Origin of the sequence: Myxococcus hansupus (assembly GCF_000280925.3) — a bacterium.
Lineage (GTDB): Bacteria > Myxococcota > Myxococcia > Myxococcales > Myxococcaceae > Myxococcus > Myxococcus hansupus.
This window is the reverse complement of sequence record NZ_CP012109.1, coordinates 5,682,345-5,703,477: the sequence shown is the minus strand read 5'-3', so window position 1 is coordinate 5,703,477 and position 21,133 is coordinate 5,682,345. Positions and strand designations below refer to the sequence as shown.

The window sequence follows — 21,133 nt, the reverse complement described above, 5'->3', positions numbered from 1 at the left end:
GGGTCAGTTCGCCATCACCTGGGCCACCAGGAGGATGCCCCCCCAGACGAGCCCCATTCCCACGAGGGCCAGCACCACGTTGGCCGCGCTCCACTCGCGGCGCTCACCCGGACCTTCCAGCGCCTTGAGGCGCTGGGCCAGGCAGCTCGCGCAGCGGTTGATGCCCTCGAACTGCGTGGTGCATTCCCGGCAGATGACCCGCCGGCACTCCACGCAGACGCCGAGACCGGCGCGCTCCGGGTGGTAGTGGCAGCGGCCCGAGCCCTGAATCATGCCGCCACCTTAACGCACACCCGGGCCCGCCGTACCACTCCCGAAGCGAGCGCCTACAACTCGTCGAGGAATTCGTCGTTGTACGTGTAGCGCGACAGCCGCTTCACGAGCGCCTCCATGGCCTCCACCGGCTTCACGGAGAAGAGCATCTGCCGCAGCTTCTTCACCTTCTCGTACTCGCGCAGGGTGAAGAGCTTCTCCTCCTTGCGGGTGCCGGACTGGGCGATGTTGACGGCGGGGAAGACGCGCTTCTCCGCCAGCAGGCGGTCCAGGGTGACCTCGGAGTTACCGGTCCCCTTGAACTCCTCGAAGATGACCTCGTCCATGCGGCTGCCGGTGTCGATGAGCGCCGTGCCGATGATGGTCAGCGAGCCCGCCTCCTCCGTCGCGCGGGCGGCGCCGAAGATGCGCTTGGGGCGCTCCAGGGCGCGGCTGTCCACGCCGCCGGACATGGTGCGGCCGGAGTTGTCGACCTCCTTGTTGAAGGCGCGGGCCAGACGGGTAATCGAGTCCAGGAGGATGACCACGTCTTTGCCCGACTCCACCAGCCGGCGCGCGCGCTCCAGGGCGAGCTCCGCGACCTTGAGGTGGTCGGCGGTGGGGCGGTCGGAGCTGGAGGCCAGCACCTCCGCCTTGATGCCCCGCCGCATGTCGGTGACTTCCTCGGGCCGCTCGTCGATGAGCACCACCATGACGTGGCACTCCGGGTGGTTGGAGATGACGGCCTGGGCGATGCGCTGGAGCATGATCGTCTTGCCCGTCTTCGGAGGGGCGACGATGAGCGCGCGCTGGCCCTTGCCAATGGGCGAGATGAGGTCCAGCACCCGGGTCACCATCTCCTTGTGCCCGCTCTCCAGCTTGAGCCGCTCGGTGGGGTCCACCGACGTCAGGTCGGCGAAGTGCGGCAGCCGCGGCGCGCCTTCCAGCGGGCGCCCGTCCACCGAGTCCACCTTCTGGATGACACCCTTGTGGCCCCGCATCTGCGCGAAGGCGTGGATGTACTGACCCTGCCGCAGCCGCAGCTTCTGGACCAGGTTCTTGGGCAGCTCCGGGTCGTCCGGCGCCGCCAGCAGGTTGCGCTTGAGCTGACGCAGGAACGCGTTGGGGCCCTTCGCCTCCGTGTCCAGCACGCCTTCCACCGGCGTCAGGTTCGCCTGCTGCGAGGCCTGCTGCCCGCCGCCGTGGCGCCCGTGCTGCTGTTGCTGCTGCGGCTGGCCCCCGCCATGGCCCGGCTGCTGCTGCGGCGCCTGCTGCTGTTGTTGCTGCTGCTGCGCCTGGCGCTGCCGGTACTGCTCCAGCTCCTGCGGCGTCAGGAAGACCTGCACCTGCTGGCCATCCGGCCCCGGCTGCATCCGGTAGGCCTGACCGTCCGGCGTGAAGAGGACCTGCGCGCCACGACGGCGGCGGCGGCGGCGGCGGCGGCGGCGGCGGCGGCGGCGGCGGCCCGTTCCCTGGCCGGGCTGTCCGGGGCCACCCTGGGGGCCACCCGCGCCGGAATCATCATCGGGACCCTCGTCATCGCCCTCGTCGCCCCCGTCGTCGTCCGGCTCGGGCGGGGCCACGGCGCGGGCAGCGGGAACAGGGGGCACATCACGAGGGTCGCGGTTATCGGGGTTTTCGCTCATCGGAGTTCCAGACTGTGTGCGCCCCGGGCGGCCGCTCCAGGAGGAGGGCGGGGACGCAAGGTGACTCAGGCCGTGGGACAGGAAGCGGACGCGGGGCCCTGGTGACGAGCAGGCCGAACCGCCGGTTCCTGGAGCACCCTGGCGGCCCGAAAGCCGTCCGAGGTGCAGGGGTAACAGTAACAGAGGCCGGGGACGGCGCCGCCGCTTTTTTCGCGCGGTGTCGTCCGCCGGACCTCCCCCCGTACGCCGGGGGCCTCATCGGACGGTGATTTGGAAGGGCAGCATGGCCTTCAGGCCGGGCTGGAGCAGCGTGGTGCTCAGCCCGGCGGAGCGGGCCAGCGCCTGGAGGGACTCCGGCAGGGCGGGCTCCTGGGGAGGGAGCAGGGACAGGGCCGCCCGCACGCCGGGCTCGCCGCCCAGCCCGGACAGGAAGCCGCGCGCCTCGCCCATCACCACCATGTCCAACTCCTCGCTGGGGGAGATGCCCGCCCGCATCCGCGCGGCGTCCACCGCCTCCAGCAGGCCGCCCATCCGGTCCACCAGCCCCCGGGCGAGCGCGTCCTGACCGGTCCACACGCGGCCGCGCGCGACCTCGTCCACCTTGGCCTTGTCCATCTTCCGGCGCAGCGCCACCTCGGTGATGAAGTTGTCGTAGGCGGTGTCCGCCCAGACTTGCGCGGCCTCCTGCTCCTCCGGCGTCCAGGGGCGCCACACGTCGAGGATGTCCGCCAGCGGCGCGCGGCTGAGGTTCTGCTGCTGGACGCCCAGGTACCCGCTGAGCAGACCTTCGAGGGCGGGCTTGATGTAGAAGACGCCGATGCTCCCCGTCAGCGTGGTGGGCAGCGCCAGCACCTCGTGCGCGCCGACCGCCGCGTAGTAGCCGCCGGAGGCCGCGTAGTCGCCCATGGAGGCGATGACGGGCTTGTGCTGGGTGGCCTCGACCACCGCCTCGTACATCAGGCGGGACGCCAGCACCTCGCCGCCGCCGGAGTCCACGCGCACGACGATGCCCACCACGCTCGGGTCCGACTGGGCCTCTTGCAGCCCGCGAATCACCGTCTCCGCGCCGGCGATGCGGCTGAAGCCCAGCGGGTCCTCACGGCTGCGGCCCCCGGTGATGTCACCAATCACGGGCACCACGGCGATGCGGCGCCGGCGTCCCCAGCGTCCGTCCCGCTCGTCGCGCGGCGCGTACGTGGTGCTGAAGCGCCCACCGGGAATCAGCTCGGCCACCTTCTTGTCGAGGTCCGGGGTGGAGATGACGCCGTCCATCAGCCCCAACTCCACGGCGTCCTTCGCGTGGGGGATGCCCTTGGCCCACAGCGCGTGCAGGCGCTCCACCGGCACCTTGCGGCCCTCCTGCACGGCCTTCTCGTAGATGGCCACCTCCGTATCCAGGTACGCGTTGATGGACTCGAGCGCCGCGTCGCTGGGCGTGTCGCGGGTGAGCTGCTCGGGCGCCGTCTTGAAGCGGCCCACGCGGGCCACGTCCCAGTGCACGCCCAGCTTCTCCATGGTCCCACCGTAGGAGGTGATGCGCGAGCTCAGGCCATTGATGTAGAGCAGCGAGTCCTGGACCGCGTAGATGCGGTCCGCCGCCGACGCGATGAAGTAGCCCAGGTCGTCGGTGGACAGCACCACGGCCATCACCCGCTTGCCCGACGCGCGCAGCCGCAGCAGGGCCTGGCGCAGCTCCTCGGCCTTGCCCCAGTTCACCCCGGGCAGGCTCTCCATCTTCACCACCACGCCGGCCAGCCGCGCGTCCTGGGTGGCCAGCTCCAGCCACCGCGTCAGGCGCAGGTACGGGTCCGCCTCGCTCACGCCCAGCCAGGACAACACGGGGCTGGTGCCACCGCTCAGCGCGTCATTCAGGTCCAGCATCGTCACCACGCCGCCGCGCGGCGCGATGGAGCGGTACGTCTCCGACGACAGCCGCACCCCCACCACGTGATTGAGCCCGGCGTTCGTCCCACCCGCCGCGTACGTGAGGCCCAGGTGCGAGGTGTCCACCGTGGCCGCCACCTGGAGCGCGATGGGCACCCCCGCCGTGAAGCCGTGGGACACGCCCGCGCCCAGCCGGAGGCCCGGAATCACCTCCGCGTTGAGGGTGTACGTCGCCTGGCCCTGGCGGAAGCCGCCCTCGGAGAAGAGCCAGTCCACGCCCAGCGTGTAGCGCTCGTCCAGCGGGCGCACCCCCAGGCCCAGGTTGTATTGCCGCTTCAGCGCCACCGTGCCCTCGGTGGGCGCGTTGACGTCCCGCACCACCGCGCCCAGCGACAGCGCCCGCAGGGGCCGCGCCGTCAGGCCGATGTCGAAGGTGTCCAGGGCGTCGATGTCCCGGTTCGACGAACCGTACGAGTGCCAGGAGCCGCCCAACTGCAGCGTGCGCGTGCCCAGGGCGAGGCCCAGCGACGTGCGGCGGTAGTCCGGCGTGGCCCGGCCGCGAATCCACTCCATGGAGCCGCCCAGGCCCATGCCCAGGAATCGCGTGCCCAGGAAGACGCCGTCCGCCAGGCCGTCGTGCACGAGGTTTCGCTCGTGCAGGTAGAAGAGCTGGCTGCCGTTGATGAAGCCCAGACCCGCGGGGTTGAGGGCCAGGGACGTGGCCTCGTCCACCAGCGCGGCGCCCGTGGGCGGCAGCGTCACGCCCCGGGAGGGCAGGGCGGGCTGGCGGATGACGCTCGTCTGGGCGAGCGCGAGGCTGGGGAGGAGCAGGAGGGCGAGCAGGCGCATACGCCCCGGGACTCTAGGCATCAGCCGTCCCGGGACAAGCGCCGTGCGTCACCAGTCCTCGGTTCCGGACACACCGTCGAGGGGATCGTCCCCCGGCTTGCGCTGCTTGTCCTGCGCCTTGGTGCGGCCGCCCCGGTCCTCCCCGGACCAGTCTTCCATGCCGCCGCGGTTGTCCAGCGGATCCCGGCTCTTGGACACCTTCTCGCCAATGCTGTTCACGAGCTGGTTCACGACGCGCTCCATCTCGTTCTTGAGCTGGCCGTATTCATCGCCTTGCAGGGCCATGCGCCGCCCCGCCATTCGCTCACCGGTGCGCCCGTCGTAGTAGCCCAGGGTGAGCTCGGAGCCCTCCCCCTGGCTGCGCAGGGTTCCGATGAGCAGGCGGTCCAACCCCAGCGACTGGATGAGGGCCGCCACACCGGAGGCCTTCGGGCCCGCCCGGCTCACCTCGCCAGCGACTCGGTCCAGCTTGGCGTCGTAGGCCTTGTAGGCGGAGGTGGGCACCAGGTTCGCCGTCACCTCGACGTCGTCCGTGGCCACCTCCATGAGCTGGCCGTACTGACGGAAGCCAGGGCGCTCCACGCGCAGCATGTGCTTGCCAATGGGGAGCGTGGGCAGCGTCACCGGCGTGAAGCCCACGGCCTCGCCGTCCACGAAGACGCGCGCGCCGGCAGGACGCGACTTCACGGTGGCCGAGCCGCGCAACTGCGACGTGCGGCTGGTGGCCACCTGCACGCGCAGGGAGATGAACTCGCGGGAGAAGCGCTTGGGAGACAGCTCGTGGGTGGGCGACAGCGCCATCAGGTCGATGAGCGCCAGCTTCGCCTCCTCCGTGTCCCCGCGCAGGTGCAGCAGCGCCGCGTAGAGGGCCAGCGCGTCACACAGCGGCGAGCACCCCCGCATGGCGGCCGCCGCGCCCTGGAGCTCCTTCAAGGTGGCGCGCACCTTGCGCTCGGCGTCCTCGTACTCCTTCTTGTCGAAGGCGGCGACGCTCTCCGAGTAGCCCTTGCGCCCGCGGTCCAGTGACGCCTTGGCCTCCGGGTCCTCGGGCATGCCGAAGAGCTCCTCGGACTTGCGGACCGACATGCCGGCGAACTGGCCGAGGGCCGCGTTCATGTAGCCCTCCATCTGCACGCTGGCCGCCTCGGCGCCTGGATCCATGGGCACCAGGAGGGTGGACACGCGGCGCGCCGCCGGGGGCGGGGCCGCGAACGCCAGTGCGGGAAGGAGGAGGAGTGCGAGGGCTTTCATGGGGTGACCTCGGAAGCAGGGCGGCGCGCAGGGCCTCAGAAGCCAATACCACCAGAGACGGGGTTGAAGGGGCGGCCCTTGTCCTGGGACGTCGCCATGAAGACGGCGCCGGCCGTCACCGCCGCCGCGCCGCCCACCACCGCCCAGAACCACGGGCGCTTGATGATGGTACTGAAAGTGTTGCTCTCCGTGCTCCGAGGCGCGGTGACGCCGTTGACGAAGGCGCGCACCTGGTCCGCCGCCGCGGCCGGGGTGAGCTTCTTCTCGCCGGGCGCCAGCGAAATCTCCACCCCGCGCAGCCGCGCCTGGGTGCGCACGTCCCAGGCCTGCAGCTCCGCCTGCATCCGGCCCTTCTCACCGCGCGACACCGCGGCGAGCACCACGTAGCGCGCGTCGAGCCGCTCCGCGATGGCCAGCGTCTCGGGCGGGGGCGTGTTCCGCTCGAAGGCCTGCTCGGTGGCGGCATGGGACGCCGCGTCACGCACGGCGGCGAGCCCCGGGGTGGGCTCCAGCGTCGCCTTCACCTCGGTGCTCTTCGAGGACGCCACGTCCGTGTACTGCGCGAAGGACGAGTGACCGGGCAGCGTCACCACCACGGGGTGCTGCCCCGCGGGGACCTCCACGCCCTTGAGCGGTGTGACGCCCAGCTCACGGCCGCGCAGCGTCACGTTGGCGCCGGCGGGCTTGGACTCCACCACCAGGGTTCCGGCCGGCCGCGCCTTCACCTCGGCGCGCGCCTGGTCGAAGGACTTCATCACGTCCTGGCCGAAGAGCGCGGCGTCCGGAGTCGTGGTGGGCTCGGCCACCACCGCGCGCCGGAACGCGTCCATGGCGCCCGCGGAGTCTCCGTTGAGCATCCGCGACGCGCCCAGGAACAGGTACGCCTTGCCCAGCCGCTCCGTGTCCAGCTCCGCCGGGTGCTGGGTGTAGGCCTCCGCCGCGGCGAGGAACTTCGCCTCGGCCGACTCGGGGTCCAGGTTGTCGTAGTCCGAGCGGCCCTGCTCGAAGAGCGTGTCCGCGCGCGCCAGCGACGCCGGGGGCGCGGGCGGGAACACCACGCTCAGGTCCACCAGCTCCACGCCGCCCCCCGCCTTCAACTGGCGGATCAGGTCGTCCTCCAGCTTCCGCGCGGCGTCCTCGAACGCGGGCATCCGCGCGACGGTGAAGAGGGCCAGCGGGCCGCCGGCCGTCACCGCCGTGGCGGAGGCCGTGGCGGAGACCTTGGAGGTCTGCGTCGGCGCGGCCTTGGTGGGGGCGTCGGAGGTCACCAGCGGCGGGACCTGCGTGTTCGCTTCCTCCTCGGGAGTCCCGAAGGCCCGGGGCTCGACGGAATCATCATCATCCGAGTCGTCGGCGGGCGGGGCCTTGGTCGTCTTCACCGGCTGGGTGGCGGCGGGCTTCTTCTTGCTGGGCCGCTTCCGCGAGGACTGGCCGTAGGCGGGAGAGGTGGCCAGCACAAACGCGAGGAGCAGGGAGCTTCGGCGGAACGTAGTCACGGCGCGGATGCTAGCCGAGCCTGGGCCCTGGCACCAAAGCCCTGCTGCTCGGCGCGAGCCCCTCCGGGGTGTACCGGGGGACCCGCGCCGTGGTGATTCCGCTCTGGCTAGACGTCCAGGTCCTGGACCTCGCCCGCGCGCTCCATGATGAAGCGGAAGCGGGCGCTGACGTCCTTGCCCATCAGGTCATTGATGAGCCGGTCCGTCTCCAGGGGCTTGTCGATGGTGACCCGCAGGCTCATGCGGTGCTTGGGGTCGAGCGTCGTCTCCTTCAGCTCGTCGGGCGTCATCTCGCCCAGACCCTTGAAGCGCATGATGTTGGGCTTGGCGTTGCCCTTCGCCTTCTCCTTGATGATGCGGTCGCGGTCCGGCTCGTCCAGCGCCCAGTACGTCTCCTTGCCAATGTCCACGCGGTACAGCGGCGGCTGGGCGATGTGGATGGCGCCGCTTTCGATGAGCGGGCGCAGGTGCCGGTAGAAGAAGGTCAGCAGCAGCGTGGCGATGTGGTGCCCGTCGCTGTCGGCGTCCATCAGCAGGAAGACGCGGCCGTAGCGCAGCTTGCTGATGTCGAAGTCCGAGCCGATGCCGCAGCCCAGCGCGGACACGATGTCCTGGAGCTCCTTGTTCGTCGTCACCTTGTCGGTGGACGCCTGCTCCGCGTTGAGCACCTTGCCGCGCAGCGGGAGGATGGCCTGGGTGCGCCGGTCGCGGCCCTGCTTGGCGGAGCCACCTGCGGAGTCACCTTCCACGATGAACAGCTCGCTCAGGCCCGGATCCGTGGACGAGCAGTCCGCCAGCTTGCCCGGCAGATTGAGCCGGTGGCTGACCGCCGTCTTGCGGCTCACCGCCTGCGACGCGGCCCGGCTGGCCTCGCGCGCGCGGGCGGCCAGGACGATGCGCGCCACCACCGACTCGGCGATGGACTTGTTGTCGTTGAGCCACTTCTCCAGCGCCGGACGCAGCACGCCGTCCACCTGGCCGGACACCTCGGGGTTGTTGAGCCGCCCCTTCGTCTGGCCCTGGAACTGCGGCTCCACCACGTACGTGGACAGGATGGCGGTGATGCCCTCGCGGATGTCCTCGGCGGTGAGCGTCACGCCCTTGGGCGCGATGCCGTGCGTCTCGATGTAGTTGCGCACCGCCTTGACCACCGCGCCGCGCAGGCCCGCCTCGTGCGTGCCGCCCAGCGGGGTGGGGATGCCGTTGACGTACGAGCGGATGTGCTCGTCCGTGGCCTCCGTCCACGCCAGCGCCGCCTCCAGCCGCACGCCGTTGTCACGCGAGTGGTAGAAGGCCGTGCTGCCGGCGGGCACCAGCGGCTTGTTCCGCTCCGACACCACCTTGGTGAGGTACTCCGCGATGCCGCCGTCGTGCTTGTACGTCACCGACGTGGCCGGGCTGGCCGTCTCGTCCTTCCAGACGACCGTCATGCCCTTGTGCAGGTAGCTCTTGGCCTCCAGCCGCTCGCGCACCGTCTCCGCGTCGAACTTCAGCTTCTCGCCGAAGATCTCCGGATCCGGCTCGAAGGTGACGGAAGTGCCCGTGCCGCGCGCGGCGCCTTCCGCCTTCAGCGCGCTGGTGGCGCGGCCTCGCGCGTACGTCTGGACGTGCTTCTTGCCGTCGCGCTTGATCTCCACGACGAGCTTGCGCGCCAGCGCGTTCACCACCGAGCTGCCCACGCCGTGCAGACCGCCCGAGTGGATGTAGTTGCCCTGCTCGAACTTGCCGCCCGCGTGAAGCGTCGTGAGGATGACCTCCACGGCCGGCTTCTTGTGCTTGGGCATGATGTCCACGGGGATGCCACGCCCGTTGTCCACCACCGTGACGCTGCGGCAGTCCTTGTGGAGCGTCACCTCGACCGTGGTGGCGAAGCCGTTGATGACCTCGTCCACGGAGTTGTCGAGGATCTCCCACAGCAGGTGGTGATACCCCGTGCTGTCGGTGCCGCCGATGTACATGGCCGGGCGCTTGCGCACCGGCTCCAGGCCCTCGAGGACCTGGATGTCCGCGCCTGTGTAGGTATCCTTCTTCGTCGCCATGGCGTCCTCTGCCTAGTCCTTCTTCTCGGGCAACGGGATGAAGGTGACGGCTCGCGCCACCTCCTTCACGGCGTCGCGCTTCGACATCTCGTGGCCCTTGCCGCCGCGGCCCGTCACCTCGTACTTCGCGGGTGTCAGGTGCAGCTTGCGGCCCTTCTGCGTCTCGAACTCCAGCTTCGCGTCCTTCTGCGAGGGGGACACGACGAGGAAGTCCACCACCCGGTCGCTGCTGTCCACCTTGATGACGGTGACGCCCTTGCCCGGGCCGGCCAGCTCGTTGACCTCCGCCACCTTGCACACCAGCGCGCTGGTCTTCTCCGTCAGCAGCGCCAGCAGGTCGCGGTCTCCCACGGGCTGCACGCCGATGATTTCGTCGCCTTCCGCCGTCTTCGCGTAGCGGCGGCCGGCGCGGGTGGAGACCTCCAGGTGCGGCTCCAGCGGGAAGCGCATGCCCAGGCCCTGCTTCGTCACGCCCATCAGCTTCTGCGGGCGCGCCAGCCGCGCGTCCAGCGACAGAGCGGACACCACGCGCTCGCCGTCGTCGAACTTGAAGAACTTCTGCACCGGCTCGCCGTAGCCCGTGGACGCGGGCACGTCGTTGAAGCGGGTGACGTACGCGGTGCCGAAGTTGCTGAACAGCACCAGGTTCGCCTTCAGGCTGCCGGCCAGCACCGCCATCACCGCGTCGCCTTCTCGCAGGCGGGTGGTGGACGGGTCCTTCACCTCGCGCACGCGCTTGACCCAGCCGTCGCGGGTGATGACCACGTGCGCGTCCTCGTCCGCGATGAACGCCTCGGCGCTGAACTCCATCTCCTCGGAGCCCGCGCCGCCAATGCGCGTGCGGCGCTTGTCGTTGTAGCGCGTCTTCAGCTCGCCCAGCTCGTCCCGGACGGTGCCCCACACCCGCTTCTTGTCCTTGAGGATGCCCTGGATGCGCTTGATTTCGGCGCGCTTCTCCTTGAGCTCCTTCTCCACGACCAGAATCTCCAAGCGGGCCAGCTTGTAGAGCTTCATCTCCAGGATGGCGTCCACCTGGACCTCATCCAGCTTGAAGCGCGCGATGAGCTTCTTGGCCGCGTCCTGCTTTCCTTCCGACGCGCGGATGATTTTGATCATCTCGTCGAGCGCGTCGTAGACCTTCTCGAAGCCCTCGAGGATGTGGACGCGCCGCAGCAGCTCGCCCAGCTCGTGCTCGAAGCGCTTCGTCACCACGTCGAAGCGGAAGTCGAGGAAGTACTGGAGGATGTCCTTGAGGTTGAGCCGCTCGGGCGTGCTCAGCTCGGGCTTGTCCTTGATGGGGACCAGGCAGGTGAGGTTGACGCCGAAGTTCGTCTGCAGCGGCGTCTGCTTGTACAGGTACGCCATCACCAGCTCGGGGTTGGCGTCCTTCTTCAGCTCCAGGACGATGCGCACGTCCTTCGTGGACTCGTCGCGCACGTCGGTGATGAGCGGCAGCTTCCGCTCGCGCACCAGGTCGCCGAACTTGGCCACCAGGGTGGACTTGTTCACCGTGTACGGGATGGAGGTGATGATGATCTGCTGGCCGCCCCGCTTGAGGTCCTCCAGCTTGTACTCACCGCGGATCCGGATGCTCCCCTGACCCGTCTCGTAGATGTCGCGCAGCTCCTTCTTGTCGTTGAGGATCTGCCCGCCCGTGGGGAAGTCCGGGCCCTTGATCCACTTGAGCAGGTCCTTGGTGACGAGCTGCGGGTTCTCGATGAGCGCCACCAGCGCGTCCACCAGCTCGCCCAGGTGGTGGGGCGGGATGTTGGTGGCCATGCCCACGGCGATGCCCGTGGTGCCGTTCATCAAGAGCTGCGGCACCCGCGCGGGGATGACCACGGGCTCCTGGAGCGTGCCGTCGTAGGTGGGCCGGAACGCCACCGTCTTCTTGCCCAGCTCCGTGAGCAGCTCGCTGGACAGCATGGCCAGACGGCACTCGGTGTAACGCATGGCCGCCGCGCCGTCGCCGTCGAGCGAGCCGAAGTTGCCGTGGCCGTCCACCAGCGGGTAGCGCAGCGAGAAGTCCTGCGCCATGCGCACCAGCGCCTCGTAGATGGAGGAGTCACCGTGCGGGTGGTACTGACCCATCACGCTGCCCACCACCTTGGCGGACTTCTGGTACTTGGCCTCATGCGTCAGCCGGTGGTCGTGGTACATGCCGAACAGGATGCGGCGCTGCACCGGCTTGAGCCCGTCCCGCACGTCCGGCAGGGCGCGCGAGGTGATGACCGACAGGGCGTAGTTGATGTACCGCCGGCGCGCCTCGTCCGCGAGCGAGGCCGGCACCGACCCGTCACCATTGCCGCCCGCGGCGCCCCCACCTCCACCACCGCCTCCCCCGGCTCCCTGCTTCTTCCGCGATTTCGATTCGGCATCTGCGAGCATGGTCGTCAATCCACAGGTGAGAACGCCCCGCACCCCGAGCGCGGCGCGCGAGTCGCGCACTCCTCACGAGGGGGGCAGAGGTATGTAACAGGGCGCCGGGACTACCATGCCACCCTGACATTGGGAACGAATTCGGGGGGTTGCGCACTCTCCAACAGTGCCCACCTATACGCCTGTCCAGTCCTATTCGCCAGCAGAACCCCGCTCCAACCCCTCGGAATTCCGAGCTTGGAGGCTCTCGGAGGGACTGGGTGGGGGTAGGACCAGGTAGGATGGGCCTCCCCGGGCGCCAGGGGCTCCGGACGACCTAGCGGGCGTCGCGGGCCTTCCCCCAGGAGCCATCCTTGAAGATGCGCACGCCCTTGCCGCCGCCACCTCCCAGCATGCCGGCGATGACGGCTTGGATCGGCTTGCCGCCGGGGGGCTGGTAGACGACGCGCGCCTTGCGGGCGGAGGGCAGGGTGGCGTTGGTGGCGTCCATCAGGAGGTAGATGGTCTCCCCATCCACCTGGAGGCGCTCGGGGTCCTGGCGGTGGTTGAACTCGGCGAGCAGCTCGCCGTCGTCCACGGAGGACGCGCCGTTGCTGAGCGCGCGGACCTTCACGCGCAGCCAGCTCTGCGGCGCGCCGCCCTCCTGCTTCGCGTAGTCGCGCACGCCCTGGATGACGATGGCGACGTCGGCGCCGTTGACGGGGGAGTTCTGCGACAGGCGCAGGCCCGTCTGCTTGCTGTTGTCGGTGTCGAGCAGCAGCGTGGCGTTGGCGCAGCGGTTCTTGCACTCCTCGCCCCAGGGGGCCTTGTCGAAGCGCAGGCGCATCGCGAAGTCACTGCCCTGGGGGCCGACGGTGGCGTCGACGATGACGGGGCGCTCGCCTTCCGAAGGCGCGGTGTAGCGGAAGGTAGAGCGCTCCTTGGCGGCGAGTGCGGTGCTGGCGATCAGGGTGCAGAGGAGCAATGGGCGCTTCACGTGTGAGACCTCCCCGGGGGCAAAGGGCCTATTCAAGAAGGAAGGGGCCCGCTCCTTCAAGCCCCGGGCGTTACACTGGTGCCTGACGAGGAGGAGGATTTCGCGATGCGTGAACCTTACGTGCGGCAGCTCAAGCTCGGTCCCATGGACAACTTCGTCTACCTGGTGGGCCCGCAGGCTTCGGATGAAGTCGTGGTGGTGGACCCCGCCTGGGACGTGGAGGCCATCGCGCAGGCGGTGGCGCAGGACGGAAAGCGCGTGGTGGGGGCGTTCGTCTCGCACTGCCATTTCGACCACATCAACGGGCTGCCCGACCTGCTGGCGAAGTGGGACGTGCCGGTGTACGCGCAGCGCGAGGAGGTGCAGTTCTCTCCCGAGTTGCGGGAGCTGAGCGGCGCCCTGCGGCCCGTGGGCCCGGGAGAGGAGATCCGCGTCGGCGCGCAGGCGTTCCAGGCGCTGCATACGCCGGGGCACACGCCGGGTTCGCACTGCCTGCTCGCGGGGGACGCGCTGGTGTCGGGTGACACGGTGTTCATCAACGGGTGCGGCCGGTGTGACTTCAACGGGGGCAGTCCGGAGGAGATGTACCGCTCGCTGTCCCAGGTGCTGGCGAAGGTGCCCGACACGGCGAAGCTCTATCCGGGGCATGACTACGCGGACGTACCGGTGGCCTCCATGGAGACGGTGCGGCAGAAGAACCCGTACTTCGCCTTCGACAACGTGGACGCCTTCGTCGCGTTCCGGATGCGGCCGAGGAAGTAACCGCGCGTCGTGTGTCACGCCGGGATGACCGGTGTCGGGCGCCCAACGGGCTCTCACACCGAGGTCACGTTTACGCTGAGTGCGTGCCTGTCTATTGAATCGCGCCCGGCAGGTGAAGGCTTCGCCTGCCGTTGTTCCACGCAGTCCAGGCGCCGAGTCAGGAGCGTTCTCATGTTTCAGGATCAGGTTTCGCCCCAGATGCAGCAGATGTTCGGTGAGTCCATCAAGGAGCGCCTCACCGAAGCGGTCCGCGAGCAGGTCGTCTCTGCGATTGAGGACCGGCTCGGCCGGGAGGTGCGTGAGCGCGTGGCCGAGGCCATTCGTCAGGCGATGCCCGAGCGCGGCGGGGCGATGCCGCAGGGTTTCGGGATGATGCCGCAGCAGGGCGGCATGATGATGGACCCCGAGCGCATCTCCGACGCGCTGTGTTCCCGTCTGGCGGAGACGCTGCGCGAGCGCATCTGCGCCGTCGTGCATGAGCGCGTCCGTGACGGCATCCGCGAGCGGCTGGCCGAGTCGCTGCGCATGGCGATGGTCGAGCAGTGGCAGTTCGGTGCGCCGGACCCCGAGCGGCTGGCGGAGGCGGTGCGCAGCCGGCTGATGGAATCGCTGCGCGAGCGCATCAGCTCCGCTGCGCATGACGGCGTGCGCGAGGCTCTGCGTGAGCGGCTGACGGACACGCTGCGCTCGGTGATGTCGGAGCGCATGCCCGGCATGGGCTCGCATGACGTGGAGCGGCTGGCGGACGCCATCCGCGGGCGCCTGGCGGAGGCCCTTCACGAGGGACTGGTGTACAGCCTGCGTGAGCGCGTCCGTGATGCGCTCCGTGAGCGGCTGAGCGAGGGCCTGCGCGGCGTCATGGCGCGGCAGTGGGGCGGCATGGCGGCGGGCTCGTTCGACCCCGAGCGCATCGCGACGTCCCTCCATGAGCGGCTGGCCGATGGGGTCCGGGAGCGGCTCTCCCCGGTCATTCGTGAGCGCGTCCGCGAGGTCCTGCGTGAGCGCATGGGCGAGGTGCTGCGCGGCGCCATCGCCCGTCACCGGGGCATGATGGGCCACGGCGGCATGATGGGCCACGGCGGCATGATGGGCCACGGCATGCCGATGGGGCAGGGCGGTATGATGATGGGGATGCCCGACGTGGAGCGTCTGGCGGATGCCATTCGCATGCGTCTGTCGGACGCCCTGCGTGAGCGCCTCATGAGCAACATGCGCTCGGAGCTGGATTCGGCGCTCCGGTCCCAGTTGCCCGAGGCGGTCCGCTCCGCTCTTGGCGAGGCGATGCGTGCTGGTTCGCCCATGATGCCGGGGCACCAGCAGCCTGGCGGTTCGGTCGACCCCGAGCGCATCGCGAGCGCGGTGCGCGAGAGCGTGAGCTCCGAGGTCCGCGAGCGCGTGGGCGAGATGGTCCGCGAGCGCGTCTCCGAGATCATTCGCAACGAGATGTCCAACGGCGTCCACGCGCCGCAGGCGTAAGGCGAAGTCTCCCCGGGGCCGGTTCGCTCCGGCCGCCGGGGAGGTGATTCCAGCCTCCTTGAAAGCCCGGCGGCACGGGAGGACTCGGCTGCCGGGTGGTTCATCGGCGTCGCATTCGGGGCGCCGATGAGCGCATCGAGGCCTCACGCGAAGCTTCGGTCGACAGGTGTGGCAACTCCCGGATGTGCTTCAATGCGCCCGGTGATGGGGCATCACCTCTGCGTTGGGAGGACGTGGGCTCAGGGGGGCGTGGCCCATTTGCTCTGGGGATCGGCCTTTCTCCACCGGGCATGGACAGCCTGAATCTCCTCGGGCGACACCGAGATGTACTGAGGCCAGAGCACCCGCTTCTTGATCGGATAGCCTAGGAGGTTGTTCAGCGTGCCGTTGACCGCCACCTCCGACGGCCGCGCGGAGGCACTCCCCGATGAGTTTTTCGTCGTTCGTCAACTCTCGCAGGCTCGTACGCAACCATACGCACGAACCAAGCCATCGCCACCAAGCGCTTCATCGTGAAGTCGGTGAACAAGGACGGTGCTATCAGCCGCACGGCACCCACCAAGACTGCTTGGCAGCTCAACGCGTTCGAAGAAGCCGATGCCTCCGAGGCCCGCCGCGCGGAGCTTGAGCGGCTCTCTCTTCGCGGTCGTCCCGCTCTGAGGTCACTGGGGCCAGGCAGGCAAGCGTGAAGTCCGATGTGCTGTGCCTACCCGGAGCGCGCAACTTCGGGCGGCTTCTCCTGGGCACGCTCCGCACCTTCAGGCCGGGCGGGTTCTCCATCGACGTCGCGCGCTGACGCGTCGGGCGGGTGGACTCGCGCGAGGATGTCGGGGAGATGCCTGTCAGTCACTCCAGCGCTATCATCACTTCCCCCTCCACATGAAGTCGCGAGGACGGGCGAGCGAGTCCGCGACACTCGCAGCGTCCTTCTTCCATAGCTCGGGGGCCCGACGAATCGCGAAATGGAGCTTCTTGGTCGCGATGTTGATGGCCCCGAACATGTGGTGGATGTTCTCCCCTCCGTCACGGAACTCCGGGGGGACAGCCCGCTTCACCACCAGCGGATGCACCTTGCGCAGGGCCCAGGCTTCGGGCGCCACCTTGGCGTAGAGCGCCCAGAGGGCGTACTGGCTCTTGCGCGGCTCCTTGACGAGGAAGGCCACGCCCGGGGGGAACTCCATGAGGTCCTGCTCGGAGAGGGCGTAACTCACCGGCTCCCAGAGGCTGGTAGGCATGAGTGAGCGCGGCGGGTACTCGTGCGTCTCCAGGTCGTCGCATACGAGTTCGACCCATCCGAGCAGAGTCAGCGGAGAGAGCCCGACGAACTCGGGGCCGTAGCGGAACTGGCGCAAGGGGCCCTCCGGCTCCTCGAGAGAGATGGCCAGAAACTGAGACAGGCCGTCTTCATCCGGCTCGATCTCGATGAGGGGCACGCACTGGACCTGCTTCCAGTCCTCAAGCTCCAGGCGGGTGAGAAGCTCTACCGCCCTCAGTGCCTGATGGTCTCGTTTAGGGGAGAACCGCCCCTCGGGGGTTTCCCCCGATAGGAACGCGTGGAGATTGGGCGGAAGGGGATGGCCGAACGCCTCAGAGAGCTGGTCGCGGTCGGTTTCGCTCCACCTCTCACCGATGTCGCAGCCGTAATCCTTTGGCTCGAACACCGACTTCAGCCGCGTCAGGGCCGCCTGGATCTTCCCACCGGAGTCCATCGTTCATTCCCCCCATCGTGGGCACAATGCCACGCGCGCCTGGCGGACGCGGCCAGGTGCGTGGGTGGGGAGTATGACGGAACGCCGAAGCGCGCCGCAAACGAGGACGTCGGCGCGGTGATGGGGCCCGAAGGAAGGCCCGCCAGGGCCCCCCGTGCGAGAGGCTCGCTCCGCTCCAGGAGGACGCGCCCGTGCGAGCTCCTGGAAGAACGCCCCAAAGCATTGCTTCGGAGCCCCCTTTTCCGCCCGCGGCGTCTTGATGCACCCGGACGACCGATGCGTCAGCAAGGGAGCCAAGTTCATCCACATCGAGCCGCAGCGCCTTGAAGATGGCTTCCCAGCGCCCTGTCTTCGCCCAGCGATGGAACCGATTGTAGACCGTCTTCCAGTGACCGAACCGCTCGGGCAAGTCCCGCCACTGCACCCCAGTCTTTACGCGCCACACCACGGCGTTGATGCAGTTACGGTCCCTCGCTTCGAGCGAGGGCCGCTTCTGGAGCCCAACAGGGGCCCGATGCGGTTCCACTCGGCATCGCTCAGTTCATGTCGGCGCACAGCCCGCGTTGCTCATGCCTGGCGCCAGACAGCAACGCAGATTGAAGACCTGCCCCAACGTGCCAGATAGCTGGCACGCCGGGGTCGACTCTCGAACACGTGATCAGGGACAGCCCCTAGTCTGCCCGCGGGCTGGCCGACCCTGGAGCCGTCACGGTGCCCAGTACATGGGGCCGCCGTCCCACGTGGTGGTGATCTCCATCTGCGGCGTGGCGTTCCAAGGGGAGGGCGTGGTGAACCCAAGGCCCACGCCCGCGGGCTGCTGGGTGCAACTGGACGTCATCAACGCGCCGGCCAGCAACACGGCCAATGAAAGCGAGCGAACCGCACGGAATGGACGCATGGGGACTTCTCCTCTCGAGCGCTTCATCGAGGCGCCTCCGCGGAGTTGGACGTCTGGAACGGGTAGCGCTGGATCGCGAGCACGGCGCCGCTCGGGTCGGCGATGAGCGCGAGCGAGCCGCCGCGCGCGTCCGGCCGAGGGGCCATCAACACACGTCCCCCGAGTGCCTGGACTCGCGAGGCCAGCGCCGCGGGGTCCTTCACGCGGATGTACGTGAGCCAGTTGGGCCTGGCGCCCTTCACGGGATTGGCCAGCACGCCACCTCGAGGGTGGTTGCCTTGGGCGAGCACATAGTGCGGCCCACCGCCGAGGGGGCGCTCGCGGACCGCGTAGCCCAGCAGTTCCTTGTAGAAGTCGGCGGCGGCGACAGGGTCCTGCGCCAGGTACTCCATCCACAGGAAGTCATTCTCCCCGGGGATGCCGTTGTCGGCAGGGTCTCCAGGTTGTGAGCGGACGAAGCCCACCGCCGCGCCCTGCGGGTCGGCGACGACGGCGGCGCGGCCAATGCTGCGGACATCCACGGGGCCATCGAGCGTCTTGCCTCCACGCGCGCTCACCTCCGTGACAGCGCGGTCCACGTCCGGCACGGAGACGTAGCCGAGCCACAGCGCGCCTTCACGTTTCTCGGCGGCGTTCGCGGGATGGACGAGCCCGCCAATCCAACGGCCCTGGGAGCGGATGAGCGAGTAGGGCCGTCGGCCGCCACGCATGTCGGTGAACTCCCAGCCGAACAGTTGGCCGTAGAAGCGCTTGGCCGCGGCCGGGTTGTCGGTGACGAGGTCGTGCCAGACGAACTTCCCGTAGAGCGGCACGGGCGACAGGGGGATGCCGGCCTGCGCCGCGCCTTCGGGCGTCGAGGCACAGCCGGACACCGTGGCGACTGCGCCTCCCACCGAGCACAGTCCCGCCAGCATCAATCCTTTGGGAAGCCAGGCGGGCAACTTGCTGGGACGGTTCATCGTCGCTCCTCGTGCCGCGTCCAGAGGCGCTCGCGGGCTGGGTGGCCGGCGGGCTTGGAGATGGACGAGACTGCACCTGCCGGGAGACCCGATATGGGGAGCCTCCGCCCGCGCGACAAGTCACGCACCGCGCCGGTGCGACTTCAGGATGGCCTCCTGTGGCCCGCGTGACGCCGACCTGCCTCCGCGCGCTACGACTCGACCCGCCGCGTCCGCGCCGTGACGGAAGGCATCTGCATCCCGCGAGGCTTGGCACCCCGGGACGTGGTGCGCCGTCGCGCCGCACTCATCCGTTGCGGGAGGCTCACCTAACGCGTGGGCACCTCGCGAAACACCATGCCCGCCAGGCCCAGACGCTTCACGGCCTCCACGAGTCGCTCCGTGCCAATGATCACCGTCGCGGCATCGCCCACGCGGAACACATCCCTGTCCTCGGGGAGCGACGCTGCGTCGAGCAGGAGGTCCTCCGGCAATCGCAGCGCGACCCGGCCGCAGGCGTCGCACGGAGGCTGTAGGTCCGAGGGGAGGCAGGCTGGGTGGAGGCAGCCGCGTGGCTCGATTTGAAGCTCCAGCAGCTCCGGCGGTTCTTTCTGACGGAACCTCAACTCAGTCTTGCTGCCGAGCAACCCTCTGAGGCCCGCGGATTGGAGTTGCTCAAGCGCGTCCCGGCGCACCACCCACAAGAGATCACCTTGTGACGTCAGCGGGCCGAACCTGCCAGACGCCGTGCCTTCGAGCGGCCCCAGGTGAGTCCCGGGCGGCATGGGCGCACCGGTGGGCAAGAGTGGCCGCACCAGCTCCCTCAGTTGTGTGAACTCTTCGACCGAAACAGGCCAGGGGCGGACAAAGCGTGCGCGCTCAGGCAGGCGGGACAGGTCCACCTCCGGGTATTGGTGCCCTGCGCCGCCCCACGTCACGCCACAGACATGGCACTTCACTCCAGGTAGCCGCCACTGGTGGGTGGCATCGAAGCTGCCGTTGAAGAGGGGCGTGCGCTCCTCTCGTATCCAGAAGTACCGCATCATGCGCTCAAGGCCTCACGTCCCTGGCTTGGCATGGTAGGCGCGAACGGGGCCACCCATGAGCTGGAAGCGATAAATGAGTTCGCCCGCATGCTTGAAGATCTCCTCGGCACTGGCGGTCTCGTTGCGGAGTCTGAACTCGCGCCAAGCCTGATTCCAGGCGCCTCCTCGGTCGCCTCCTTGGTGAATGCGTTGATGCAGGTCGCGCGGAATCGGGAGCGTGTAGTCGTGGATCTTGACGCCTCTGTCCCGGAACCACTCCGCCAGGTCCCTGGCTTGGGGAAAGATGTGATGTTTCTCCCAACGCCCAGAGGTGAGCCAGTGTGAAGGAGGAACGGCTCGCGCTGGAGCACCGTTCCAGTTGGGGAAGACCATGACGGCGCCCCGAGGCAGCCCTAGGGTTCCTCCCCAGTTTCTTCGCGGCCCCCTCCCTGGCGCCGCAGCCGCAGCGGGTGGACGTGCGGGAGGGAATCGCGCGAGCTCCACCTCTCCGGGCGTCTCGTCGCAGCGGTAGAAGCCGCAGGCATCCCCCTGGCACAGGAGCGATACGCATTGGTCGTCATGCGGAGTCGTGCACTCCAGGGCTGCGCCAACCTCTGGCGGATCCACAGGTGCCGTCGCGACAGTGGCGCACCCATCCAACACAGCACGAACAGCGACAGTGCCACGCGCAGACGAGTTTTCAAGGTGGGTGAAGGCTATCACGACGCCTTCGCCCCGTGCCCGACGCGGCTGGACTTAAACCCGCCGCGTCCGCGCCGTGACGGACGGCATCTGCATCCCGCGAGGCTTCGCATGCATGGACATGTACGCGGCCACCGCCAGGAGTCCGATGGCGAGCAGCGACCACAGCCCGGCCCAGACGACGGCGGGCACATAGGTGAGGTCGGCCAGGAGCGCCGCGTCACTGCGCGCGCGCACCGTGCTGTCCCACAAGTCCGAGCGCAAATCGAACAGCGCATACAGCGCCGTGAAGGCCGCGATGAACAGGTTCAGCGCGTCCACCACGCCGTCGGGCAGGAACTTCGCCCCCAGCCCGAGCACCACCGCCGTCCCCACGCAGAAGAACAGCGTGAAGCTGTCCCCCGCGTACAGCACGCCCATGACCGTCAGCCAGACGCTCGCGGTGCCCAGCACCCAGCGGCGCAGCCGGAAGCGGAAGGTCGCCAGCAACAACCCGGCCCCGGCCACCGCGCTGCCCAGGTACCCACCGGAGTACACGGCGATCTGCCCCAGCGTGCCCGGAGGCAGGCGCGACAAGCACGAGCCCGACTCGTCGGCCGCCAGGTGGATGCGCTCCACCGAGCCCCCGACGAGCAGCGCCGCCAGGGCATGCCCGCTCTCGTGCATCATCACGACCAGGACCTTCATGGGCCACAGGGCGGGCGAATCCCAGAAATACCAGCCCACCCCCAACATGAGGGCAAGCAGGGCCAACCGGCCGAAATCAAGCTGTGCACCGCTGGCGGTCCGCATCGGTCGCTCCCCTCCTGGGACACCCCAACACTTAATCCGGGTTCGTCTTCCACGAAAAA

17 protein-coding genes are annotated in these 21,133 nt (G+C 69.1%); 2 read left to right on the top strand and 15 right to left on the bottom strand.

From position 1 onward, the window contains the following. Positions 1 to 3: 3 nt before the first annotated feature. From A176_RS22030 to A176_RS21995, 8 genes are all read right to left on the bottom strand, one after another. On the bottom strand, positions 4 to 273 hold the full coding sequence (locus tag A176_RS22030; protein ID WP_002638977.1) for a hypothetical protein: 270 nt from the start codon (positions 271 to 273) through the stop codon (positions 4 to 6). A 53-nt stretch (positions 274 to 326) separates the two neighbouring features. Then, on the bottom strand, positions 327 to 1,898 hold the full coding sequence (gene rho, locus A176_RS22025) for a transcription termination factor Rho (RefSeq protein WP_002638978.1): 1,572 nt from the start codon (positions 1,896 to 1,898) through the stop codon (positions 327 to 329). Positions 1,899 to 2,153: 255 nt separating this feature from the next. Next, positions 2,154 to 4,631: a signal peptide peptidase SppA gene (gene sppA / locus A176_RS22020; protein WP_002638979.1), complete on the bottom strand. Its 2,478-nt coding sequence runs from the start codon at positions 4,629 to 4,631 to the stop codon at positions 2,154 to 2,156. 48 nt (positions 4,632 to 4,679) lie between these two features. Beyond that, on the bottom strand, positions 4,680 to 5,882 hold the full coding sequence (locus A176_RS22015) for a PEGA domain-containing protein (RefSeq protein ID WP_002638980.1): 1,203 nt from the start codon (positions 5,880 to 5,882) through the stop codon (positions 4,680 to 4,682). Between the two features lie 35 nt (positions 5,883 to 5,917). Beyond that, the gene (locus tag A176_RS22010) at positions 5,918 to 7,378 is read right to left on the bottom strand and encodes a PEGA domain-containing protein (protein ID WP_226993955.1); all 1,461 of its coding nucleotides are present in this window, start codon (positions 7,376 to 7,378) and stop codon (positions 5,918 to 5,920) included. Positions 7,379 to 7,485: 107 nt separating this feature from the next. After that, positions 7,486 to 9,417 carry a DNA gyrase/topoisomerase IV subunit B gene (locus A176_RS22005; RefSeq protein WP_002638982.1) on the bottom strand — a complete coding sequence of 644 codons (1,932 nt, stop codon included), beginning with the start codon at positions 9,415 to 9,417 and terminating at the stop codon, positions 7,486 to 7,488. Positions 9,418 to 9,429: 12 nt separating this feature from the next. Further along, a complete protein-coding gene (locus A176_RS22000) occupies positions 9,430 to 11,805 on the bottom strand; it encodes a DNA gyrase/topoisomerase IV subunit A (RefSeq protein WP_002638983.1) in 2,376 nt (791 codons plus the stop codon). Positions 11,806 to 12,112: 307 nt separating this feature from the next. Beyond that, positions 12,113 to 12,772 (bottom strand): hypothetical protein, encoded by a 660-nt coding sequence (locus A176_RS21995; protein WP_002638985.1) that lies wholly within the window; start codon positions 12,770 to 12,772, stop codon positions 12,113 to 12,115. 105 nt (positions 12,773 to 12,877) lie between these two features. Here A176_RS21995 and A176_RS21990 point away from each other — a divergent pair, with 105 nt between their 5' ends. Both A176_RS21990 and A176_RS21985 read left to right on the top strand, forming a co-directional pair. After that, positions 12,878 to 13,534, top strand: coding sequence for an MBL fold metallo-hydrolase (locus A176_RS21990; protein WP_002638986.1), 657 nt, complete (start codon positions 12,878 to 12,880; stop codon positions 13,532 to 13,534). Between the two features lie 171 nt (positions 13,535 to 13,705). Next, complete coding sequence (locus A176_RS21985) at positions 13,706 to 15,010, top strand: hypothetical protein (protein ID WP_002638987.1); 1,305 nt, start codon at positions 13,706 to 13,708, stop codon at positions 15,008 to 15,010. 863 nt (positions 15,011 to 15,873) lie between these two features. Here A176_RS21985 and A176_RS21980 read toward each other — a convergent pair. The 7 genes from A176_RS21980 to A176_RS21955 all read right to left on the bottom strand — a co-directional run bounded on the left by A176_RS21980 (position 15,874) and on the right by A176_RS21955 (position 21,074). Then, positions 15,874 to 16,443, bottom strand: a complete 570-nt coding sequence (locus tag A176_RS21980) for a hypothetical protein (protein WP_144429581.1) — start codon at positions 16,441 to 16,443, stop codon at positions 15,874 to 15,876. 190 nt (positions 16,444 to 16,633) lie between these two features. After that, positions 16,634 to 17,245 (bottom strand): transposase, encoded by a 612-nt coding sequence (locus A176_RS41250; protein WP_082282788.1) that lies wholly within the window; start codon positions 17,243 to 17,245, stop codon positions 16,634 to 16,636. A 180-nt stretch (positions 17,246 to 17,425) separates the two neighbouring features. Then, positions 17,426 to 17,617 carry a hypothetical protein gene (locus tag A176_RS21975; RefSeq protein ID WP_002638990.1) on the bottom strand — a complete coding sequence of 64 codons (192 nt, stop codon included), beginning with the start codon at positions 17,615 to 17,617 and terminating at the stop codon, positions 17,426 to 17,428. Positions 17,618 to 17,640: 23 nt separating this feature from the next. Further along, positions 17,641 to 18,576 carry a VOC family protein gene (locus A176_RS21970; protein ID WP_002638991.1) on the bottom strand — a complete coding sequence of 312 codons (936 nt, stop codon included), beginning with the start codon at positions 18,574 to 18,576 and terminating at the stop codon, positions 17,641 to 17,643. 308 nt (positions 18,577 to 18,884) lie between these two features. Continuing rightward, the gene (gene sitI6 / locus A176_RS21965) at positions 18,885 to 19,601 is read right to left on the bottom strand and encodes a SitI6 family double-CXXCG motif immunity protein (RefSeq protein ID WP_021781253.1); all 717 of its coding nucleotides are present in this window, start codon (positions 19,599 to 19,601) and stop codon (positions 18,885 to 18,887) included. A gap of 12 nt (positions 19,602 to 19,613) precedes the next feature. Continuing rightward, entirely contained in the window at positions 19,614 to 20,240 is a 627-nt protein-coding gene (gene sitA6, locus A176_RS21960) for a SitA6 family polymorphic toxin lipoprotein (RefSeq protein WP_226994410.1), read from the bottom strand. A gap of 96 nt (positions 20,241 to 20,336) precedes the next feature. Continuing rightward, positions 20,337 to 21,074: a M50 family metallopeptidase gene (locus A176_RS21955; RefSeq protein ID WP_002638994.1), complete on the bottom strand. Its 738-nt coding sequence runs from the start codon at positions 21,072 to 21,074 to the stop codon at positions 20,337 to 20,339. Between the last annotated feature and the right edge of the window lie 59 nt (positions 21,075 to 21,133).